We start from the raw sequence: 9,027 nt of genomic DNA, 5'->3' as shown, positions 1-9,027 counted from the left end.
TTGCCAAATAAAGTGTTTTTCATGAGAATTTAGCTTAGTATATATGGATTTTTGGGTATCCACATCTTTCTCAGATTTTAGAACTATAAGTTGATGCTCATTTATTTGTTCCTTTGGTTGAGTTTCATCAGAATATTTACAGCTTATGAGAATGATAATAAATAATGCTAACGATAAAAAAGTTTTTTTCATAACTTTACACTGTTTTATGATTAAAAATGAAACACATAAGCCCCCACGATTCCGCCAAGTTTCATCGGGGGCTTACTTATTGCAAAGTAGAGCAATGTTTTTGAGAAATAAAAGTAGCCCAGACTACAAAAAAATGTAGCTTACACTACGCTTTTTTGTAGTGTAGAATAAACTAAACTTTTGCTCTTTTCGAGCGAATTTTACTCAACGTAACTCGGTGCATGTGCAGAAAAGTAGCAATATACCTAACTGATACTCGGTTGGCAAGCCCAGGGTAGTTATCATTGAACCATTTCCAGCGGCTTTCGGAGTTTTGGCGAATCATGGCGTTGTAACGCTCATATTTTTTGAGGTTTTCTTCGAGCAATATCCTGCCAATGACATTTAGTTGCGGAAATTCTACGTAAAGTTTATCAATATCAGTCTTCGTAATTTCCCAGAGTTTGGCATCTTCAATTACTTCTAAGGCAATATCAGAGGGCTTCTGCTCCAAAAAACTATCGACCAAATACTCAAAATTATTTTCGGGTACTAGCCAATGCGTAATAGTGTTGTCTTGCTCTTGTTTTGAAAACTCCCTCAATATTCCCTTTTCGATGAAATAGATTTTATCGTTAATTTCTCCGAAATTAACCAAAACTGTGCCTATTTTATGGCTTTTAGGTTTGAAATGGCTTAGAATTAATGCAATTTCTGTTTTGGCTAGTAAACCAAAGCTATTGAAGAGTTCGTAAAGCGGATGCGTGTAATTGAGCATTTATAGCAAAAGGTGATGATTTCTTGCAAAAATACAAAATCATTAATCGGAGGCAACTTTATTGGACGAATGTTGCTTTTGTATGCATGAAAGCAGTAGTTTGTACATACAAAACTTATAATTATAAAGAAGGCAAGAAGAGCTAAATAATTGATATTTTTCTGCCAAATTTGTAGTCAGAACCTTTGATTTTCAGTCGTGACTTTTTCACCCAAACGCCCAACCTATTTCTTAATCGTATTGGTTTTTGCTCAATTTGCAGGAACAACCCTTTGGCTCTCGGGCAATGCAGTATCTGCTCAAATCGAAGCTGAATTGGGTGTGAAATTGGGTGGTTGGCTAACATCAGCGGTGCAGATGGGTTTTATTTTGGGTACGCTGCTCAATGCTATTTTTGCCGTACCTGAGCGAGTATTAAGTTCGAGACTGTTTCTGTTTTCAGCAGTTTTTGGGGCTTTGGCTAATATCAGCATTGCGTTCTTCTCATTAAATGTGCCATTAGTTTTGGTGAGTAGGTTGTTTACTGGACTTTTTCTGGCGGGAATCTACCCGATCGGAATGAAGATTGCGGCCGATTGGTATGGTAAAGATTTGGGCAGAGCAATGGGCTATTTGGTGGGTGCTTTGGTGCTGGGCAAATCATTTCCGTATTTGCTGAAAGGCATTAGTTTTGAGCTACCGTGGAAAGAGTTCCTGTTTTTAATAAGTCTCGTTTCGTTGATTGGTGGGCTTTTATTGTGGTTGTTATTGCCCGACAAACCTTTGCCATTGCAGCGTAATCAGTTTTCGGTCAAGGCATTAACCGCAATTTTTAAGATTCCACAACTACGGGCAGCTGCCTTCGGGTATTTTGGCCACATGTGGGAATTGTATGCTTTTTGGGCATTTTTGCCCGCTATTTGGAAGAGTTACTTGCATTTTCATCCTGAATATAGTTTCAATGTTCCGATTGCTACTTTTATCATTATTGTAGTTGGTTTTCTTGGTTGTTGGCTCGGTGGGCTTCTGGCGATGCGTTTCGGGAGTGGAAAAGTGGCGTTATTTCAGTTGCTTACTTCGCTGATTTGTTGTTCTGTTTTGCCTTTTTTCGCAGATTTTTCATTATCTGTTTTCTCAATTTTAATGCTTGTTTGGGGCATTTCAGTCGTGGGCGACTCCCCACAATTTTCTACTTTAGTTTCCCGCTTTGCTTTGCCTGAAAGGCGTGGGAGTATCATTACACTCGTGACCAGTATTGGCTTTGCTATTACTATTGTTTCTATTCAGTTAATTGATTTTCTGCTGGAGTATTTCACTGATGATTTACATATCTTTTGGGTACTTTGCCCTGGGCCGTTGGTTGGTTTGTGGGTAAGTTTCCGACGAATATATCATGAGTAGATGGGGGTTTCGGCAAAAATTGCCATATTTGCACAAACAACGAAAACTTTTCCTTGAAACGAGTCATTAAATTTCTCAAAAGCGTTTACCTCTTGGGCACAACCGTGTCGCTGTATCACGTACTTAAAATTCTTTGGGAAAAAATCATAACTTTCGATATTGACCAGCGTGCGGCTTCGGTGTCTTATAGTTTTTTATTGGCGGTTTTTCCTGGGGTTATCTTTTTATTTACGCTTATTCCTTTTGTGCCGATTGACAATCTTGATGGCTTAATCATGAATTTTTTGCGTGATGCTATGCCACGAGGAATTTATGAAAATACCTCTAACACGATTCAAGATATCGTGAGCCGCCGCCGTAGTGATGTGCTTTCTTTTGGTTTTTTCTTTACTGTTTTTGCCGCTACCAATGGTATGATGGCCCTTATGCGGGCTTTCAATATGGCTTTGCAGGTGCGTGAAAAACGTAGTTATTTGAAAGCTCGTTTTATCGCATTATTCCTGACCTTACTTTTAATTGTGGTCTTGATTTCGGCCATTTTGGTGCTTATCGTTGGTACAATCATTATAGATTTTCTTTTTAGTAAAGGGCTTCTCAACGAAAACTTCAACTTCTATTTGCTGCAAATTGTGCGTTATGGAGGTATTTTCCTAATCTTTTATTTGGGTATTTGTGCCATTTACTACTTTGCCCCAGCCGTTCATAAACGTCTGAGATTCTTTAATTTTGGAGCATTGATTTCTTCGGTTCTGGGTATTTTAGTGACTAATCTGTTTTCATTTTATTTAGCCAATTTCAACTCTTATAACAAACTTTATGGCTCAATAGGCACATTAATTGCCCTTATGGTTTGGATTTATCTTATTGCCTTAATTTTGATTCTAGGTTTTGAAATAAACATTTCTTTCCGTGATGCATTGAGTGTTTATGCCGCAAAAGTGGAGGAGAAAAAAGATAGCCTTCAATGAAATGTTTCTGATAAATTTTTATTCTTGGTAAAAGAAGATTATTTAAAAAGTGGTTTCAGCCAAATAAAAAAAAGTCCGTAAGTATTTGCCTACGGACTTTTTTTATTACGACGCAATTATTGCAGATTGATTCTATAACCAACTCGACGATAGCTTTCGGCGGCTTTTAAATTATTGGTACTTTCTAATTTTAAAACAAGTAAGGCTTGTCTGCCTGCTTCTGCTCCTGAGTTTACTATATTGAAACGAAAATTAGCAAAACTTGTATCGGCTTTCATCGTCACTTTTCCACCATTGAGATTGAAATGTTTTCCCTCAACTGCTCGAATAACCGAAGTCGATAATAATCTTGATGCTGAGGTATCAACACTAATGGTTAATTCTTCTGGAGACTTCAAGTGAGTGCCAATCAAATTGATTTGTAAATTTACAGCACCAGTTGTGCGTGTTGCATTAATGATTGGGAATATATAACCTGGGGCTGGACTCGTGCGAACTGCCGTTTCAAATTCTATTTGTTTTTCTTCATCAAACAAATAATCGGGTTGTTCTACGCATGATACCAGCGAAAGGGACACACATGCCATGAATATAATTGCAAATATTTTTTTCATTTTTCTGAGAATAAATAAACTTTATTTTTAGAATAAAATTTGGTTGATAAAATAACAAATGTAGAGGCTAAAGTATTAATAGCCAGCATTTTGAACTAAGTTTGAATTAGCCAAAATCTCACTTGTTGGTATTGGAGCGAGTGTGCGTGTATCACCGTAAATCACGTTCCCCGTTGTTTTGATTACATCACGCTTCCATCGTTTTAAATCAAACCATCTGTGTCCCTCAAAGGCTAATTCCAAACGGCGTTGGAGCTCCATTTCAGTTAAAATTGATTGTTGAGTTGTAAGAGTAGTAAGTTCTGTAAGTCCAGCTCTTTTTCTTATGATGTTCAAATCATCGGCAGCATCTTTCAATTTATCCAACTTGGCATTAGCTTCAGCACGAATTAAATACATTTCTGACATACGAATCACAGGAACGTTGTCCATATATACAACCCCTGATTTGCCTAAAAACTTCGTACATTCTTCAACAATAGCATTCGAACGGTTTAGTCCTAATTGGTACAGGCCACGTCTTACATCGGCAGTGTTATGAAGAGCTAATAGAGCGGTTGTTGGTACGACTGCTCCCCAACCCTTAGCGGCTGGTAGAGTTGTGCGGCTTGCAGCTAAACCAGCTGCTTCCGAAACCGAACCGATAGTCGTGTAAGCAGATTGCAAAGCATTATTTACACCTAATGATTCTTGACGAGAATTGAAAAGAATCTCAAAAAGCGATTCTGGATTCTGGTTAGCTCGCCAAGAGGCAACTAATTCACCACCTCCAACAAATCGAGCTACTCCTGAGCTGAGTGCTGCTGTAGCCGCTGTTGCTGCGGTTGCCCAATCTTCATTATATAAAGCTACTCTTGCCAAAAGTGCATGAGCTGCACCTTTAGTTGCTCGGTGTGGGCCACCACCAGTTGGTGCTTTTGCGATTGCCGTATTGAGGTCTTTATACATTTGAGCATATACTTCGGCAGCAGTGCTGCGTTTAGGATAAGAAATCTGCTCAGTATCATCAATACCATCTAAAAGAAGTGGAACAGAACCCTTATCTAAGGCTGGGAGTGCTGCTTTTGGCTCATAGCCCCAGATTCTTGACAAATTGAAGTAGAGTAATGCACGTAAGAATGTCATTTCTCCCTCAATTGTTGCTTTTTCAGCATCAGGAAGTTTACTTGTTGGAAGAGCCTTTAAAATCAGATTTATTTGATTGATAGCATAGTAGTATGTACCCCAACCACCAAGATGGTTATTTACAACATTTTGGCCTTCGTTTACATAACGTCCACCCGCTCGGTTAATGATTCGAGTATCATCGCCCATGGCATCGGCAATCGCATTTAGATTACAACCATACAAAGCTTGGGCTTTAAGGTTGTTATAGGCACCAAAAACCGAGGCTCTGATACCTTCGGCAGTAGATAGTGCCACGGCAGTATCAATACTTTGACGAGGATTCACTTCCAACAGACTATCGCAACTTGCGAAAAATACTGAAAGTGTCAATAAAATATATTTTGATATGTTTTTCATAAGTAAAATTTGAAATGAGTTCTTATCTTTTAAATGTGGTCAGCGTAGTATTTTATAATCCTATCTGAATACCCATTGTGAAACTTCTTGCAGTTGGAATAATTCCTTGATTATCACCAACAAACTCAGGGTCAAAGCCAGTCCATTTGGTCCAAGTAATTAAGTTGATTGCTTGGAAATAAACATTTGCTTTTGCAATTTTTAAAGGAGTAAGAACTTTACTCGGAATATTATAAGAAACATTTACTTGTTTTAGGCGAGTATAAGATGCATCTTGGAAAAAGCGAGTTCCTGTCTGATACGATGAAATACGGCCGCTGATTGCTGTACGGTTTTCGGCTGGGCGAGGAACCGAAGTAATTTGTCCTGGGGTTGTCCAGCGATTATCCCACATACTTTGTAAGCTATTTCTCAGAACTGCACCATTATCTGCTAAGCGGAATTCCATAGCATTTTGAGCTACACGACCTAAATCATATTGAATAAAGGCAGAAACCTCAAAACCACCGTAGCTGAAAGTATTGGTCATACCGCCAAAGTTTTTTGAAATATTTGAGTGACCAAGTGGGCGGTTGTCAGCAGCACGCACTAAATAAGTAATCTCGTTGTTCAAATCAGCCCACATCGGACGGCCGTTTGCTGGATTCACACCGATGTAAGGTACACCTACGTTGGTTCCGAGTGGATATCCAACTCTGATTGATAAGTCGCCAGGAAGAACATCAACTCCATCAAAAAGTTTGGTCACTTTATTTTCGATGGTTGTAAAATTGAAGTTAGTTTCCCATCTAAATTTATTCTTTTCTATGTTAATCGTGTTGATTTCAAACTCGATACCTTTGTTTTGTACTTCACCGATGTTTTCAAATACGCTACCAAAACCATTGGTTGTTGGAATTGAGCGAGTAAGTAATAAATCTTTGCTAATTCTTTGGAAGGCATCAATAGCACCTTTGATGCGACCTTTGAAAAATCCGTAGTCAATACCGACGTTGTATGTAATGTTTCTTTCCCATTTAAGGTTTGGATTACCCAATGAAGATGGCCCAATTCCTGAGTTTCCTTGATAAACACCGTTTAAGCCATATAGTCTTCTCGAAGCAAAATTACCAACTTGGTCATTTCCTGTCGAACCAGCACTAAGGCGGATTCCTAAATCGCTGATTTTAGAGTTATTTTTCAAGAAATTTTCCTCAGAAAGAATCCATTTCGCAGAAATAGATGGGAAAAAGCCCCATTGATTATTTGCTCCGAATCTTGACGAACCATCGTATCTTACAATACCTTTTACGATATATTTTTTCGAGAAGTCATAGTTTACACTCGAAAACAAACCTGCACGTTTTACACCTGTCCAAAATCCACCGATAGAAGAAGGCTCTGCGGCTGCATTGGCAGTACTAAAATCAGGTGAAGGAAAACCAACACCATTGAAGTTAGTTCCTTGATTCACATCGTTTCGGTACTCAAAACCAGCTAAACCACCTATTGTGTGCTTTGAGAAAGATTTATCAAAGTTAACAGTGATGTTAGTATTGTAGTTGGTATTATCTGTAACAGCCTCCGAAAGCGAGCCTCTGATAGCATTGTAATCACTCAAACGAGCATCGCCATAGAAAATAGTTTTAATGTTTCGGTAATCAAGACCACCCGAGGCACGCACAAAAATCGATGGGTTAATTTTGTAGGTTAAAACCATATTTCCGATGGCTTGGTTGGTATTTCCTGACGATTTGATGTATTCTGCATAGGCAATAACGTTTTGGCTAATATCTCCTGGCATAGTTACACCGCTATCTGGAAGGCCATAAAATGAGCCGTCTGGATTATATATCGGATTTAGTGGTAAAATTAACGGAGCTGAATATTGTGGAGCTCCAAATGAAGTAGAACCTTCTGAGCCACCAAAAGGACCATTCTGCTTAACATTACTCAAGTTCACACCCAATTCCATAGATAATCTATTGGTTAATTGGTTGGTAATTTTCACGCGGCCTGTAATTCTTTTAAAGTCAATTTTAATCAAAGAAGCATCTTGCTGATTGTAGGAAAACGAAGTGTAAAATGTTGTTTTTCCAGTACCACCCTGTGCAGTTAATTCATAATTGTCTATTTGCCCTGTTTGGTATGCCTCTCCTTGCCAGTCGTATGTTGGTAATGCAGCAATATCAGCATCTGATAAATCTCGGCTTAGACCAATTGATGCCAACGCATTACCACGTAGCGTAGCTACTGGGGTTGTAGGACTATTGGTAGTCAAAGCCTCAATACGAGCAGCTATATAGTCTTGGGTATTTAGCATAGGTAGCTTACGAATTGGTTCCGTAATACCTTTATAATAGTTAAAGCCCAATTGGGTTCTACCCGCTTTTCCTTTTTTGGTTGTGATAAGCACCACACCATTAGCTGCTTGAGCACCGTAGATGGCCGCAGTTGCTGCATCTTTCAAAACATCCATTGATTCAATATCATTTGGATTAAGGAAAGAAAGTGGGTTTGAGCTTACACGTCCACCACCATCATTAGCGGTATTTACTTGAACTCCGTCAACAATGTAAAGTGGTTCGTTACCTGCTGAAACTGAGCCTACACCACGGATACGAACCGAAACAGCTCCCCCAGGTGTACCGTTGTTTGACGAAACTCTCACACCTGACATTCGGCCTTGCAATGCTCTATCAAAACTTTGAATTGGCATGTTTTCTATTACGTCACCTTTTAAGTTTGATGTAGCACCTGTCATGACTGCTTTAGGAACCACAGCACCATAGCCGCTGCTGACAATAACTTCGCTCAATTCAGTGCTTGATGAACTCAATTGTACATCTAAGACAGAATTAGAACCAACATTAACTTCTTTGCTGGCATATCCAATAAAACTAAAGAGTAGTTTGGCATTTGCAGGGACAGAAATTTTGTAGTTCCCATTGACATCTGATGAGGTTCCTTTAGTAGTACCTTTTACTGTAATGCTTACCCCAGGAAGGGCAGCACCATCATCGCTGGTTACTTTTCCAGTAATGGTTTTCTCTTGTGCTAACGCTTGGAAGGTTAGGGCAACAAAAAAGAAGAGAAATAATCGTAGATTTTTCTTCATAAAGTTTAGTTTGTGATAGTTATATAAAAAGAATAAGATACAAATATAGTTGTAAAAAAGAATATTTTGGCATTGCAATAGTTACGATTGCAACTATTTTTTGAGAAAACTACCAAAGTCGAAGTAATGACTGCCAAAATGGCTAAAACTGCTACGAAGAGAAAGAGTTTTTCTTTAGAAACGCTTTATAATCAAGTGTTTAGTAATGAGAAGCATCTAATAAAATCTTGTTTTTTTAATATAAAAAAATCCACGAGAAAGACATCTCGTGGATTTTTTATGACTATATTTTAGTAAGTATCACTTCAAAAAGCCTTCGGCAATCATAGCTTTTTCGAGTTTCGCTCCCAGTTCGTCAGAAGCCTTTACTAATGGCAGACGCACCTCCGAACTACAAATGCCTTTTATTTCACAACATTTTTTGATACCAACAGGGTTTGATTCTACATAAAGTAGCGTATCAAAATCAACAAATCTTTGTTGGATTTCGGCCGC

Annotated in this window: 8 protein-coding genes; 2 read left to right on the top strand and 6 right to left on the bottom strand. The window is 38.5% G+C overall.

The window, feature by feature from the left end; all coding sequences use genetic code 11:
• Together ACOVO2_RS16365 and ACOVO2_RS16360 are read right to left on the bottom strand one after the other, a co-directional pair.
• The coding region (locus ACOVO2_RS16365; RefSeq protein ID WP_421771010.1) for a hypothetical protein at positions 1-192 on the bottom strand (192 nt) is incomplete at its 3' end.
• Between the two features lie 172 nt (positions 193-364).
• Positions 365-949, bottom strand: coding sequence for a Crp/Fnr family transcriptional regulator (locus tag ACOVO2_RS16360; RefSeq protein WP_421771009.1), 585 nt, complete (start codon positions 947-949; stop codon positions 365-367).
• Positions 950-1,147: 198 nt separating this feature from the next.
• On the opposite strand from ACOVO2_RS16360, the gene ACOVO2_RS16355 reads away from it, so the two are divergent.
• Both ACOVO2_RS16355 and ACOVO2_RS16350 read left to right on the top strand, forming a co-directional pair.
• Positions 1,148-2,329: an MFS transporter gene (locus tag ACOVO2_RS16355; protein WP_421771008.1), complete on the top strand. Its 1,182-nt coding sequence runs from the start codon at positions 1,148-1,150 to the stop codon at positions 2,327-2,329.
• A 92-nt stretch (positions 2,330-2,421) separates the two neighbouring features.
• Positions 2,422-3,297, top strand: coding sequence for a YihY/virulence factor BrkB family protein (locus ACOVO2_RS16350; protein WP_421771007.1), 876 nt, complete (start codon positions 2,422-2,424; stop codon positions 3,295-3,297).
• A gap of 116 nt (positions 3,298-3,413) precedes the next feature.
• On the opposite strand, the gene ACOVO2_RS16345 is transcribed toward ACOVO2_RS16350, so the two are convergent.
• The 4 genes from ACOVO2_RS16345 to ACOVO2_RS16330 form a co-directional block, all read right to left on the bottom strand.
• Entirely contained in the window at positions 3,414-3,911 is a 498-nt protein-coding gene (locus ACOVO2_RS16345; RefSeq protein ID WP_421771006.1) for a hypothetical protein, read from the bottom strand.
• A 75-nt stretch (positions 3,912-3,986) separates the two neighbouring features.
• Positions 3,987-5,435: a RagB/SusD family nutrient uptake outer membrane protein gene (locus ACOVO2_RS16340; RefSeq protein WP_421771005.1), complete on the bottom strand. Its 1,449-nt coding sequence runs from the start codon at positions 5,433-5,435 to the stop codon at positions 3,987-3,989.
• A gap of 52 nt (positions 5,436-5,487) precedes the next feature.
• A complete protein-coding gene (locus ACOVO2_RS16335) occupies positions 5,488-8,532 on the bottom strand; it encodes a SusC/RagA family TonB-linked outer membrane protein (RefSeq protein WP_421771004.1) in 3,045 nt (1,014 codons plus the stop codon).
• A 300-nt stretch (positions 8,533-8,832) separates the two neighbouring features.
• Positions 8,833-9,027: dihydrodipicolinate synthase family protein (locus tag ACOVO2_RS16330; RefSeq protein ID WP_421771003.1), on the bottom strand; the 195-nt coding region annotated here is incomplete at its 5' end.

The sequence above is a fragment of the Emticicia sp. genome (assembly GCF_049241225.1).
In the GTDB taxonomy this organism is placed as follows: domain Bacteria; phylum Bacteroidota; class Bacteroidia; order Cytophagales; family Spirosomataceae; genus Emticicia.
The sequence above is the reverse complement of the archived record's forward strand: the minus strand, read 5'-3'. Positions and strand labels throughout refer to the sequence as shown.

Coding starts and splice junctions, on each gene's coding strand:
- ACOVO2_RS16360 (WP_421771009.1), bottom strand. CDS start 949: ATGCTCAATTACACGCATCCGCTTTACGAACTCTTCAATAGCTTTGGT.
- ACOVO2_RS16335 (WP_421771004.1), bottom strand. CDS start 8,532: ATGAAGAAAAATCTACGATTATTTCTCTTCTTTTTTGTTGCCCTAACC.
- ACOVO2_RS16340 (WP_421771005.1), bottom strand. CDS start 5,435: ATGAAAAACATATCAAAATATATTTTATTGACACTTTCAGTATTTTTC.
- ACOVO2_RS16345 (WP_421771006.1), bottom strand. CDS start 3,911: ATGAAAAAAATATTTGCAATTATATTCATGGCATGTGTGTCCCTTTCG.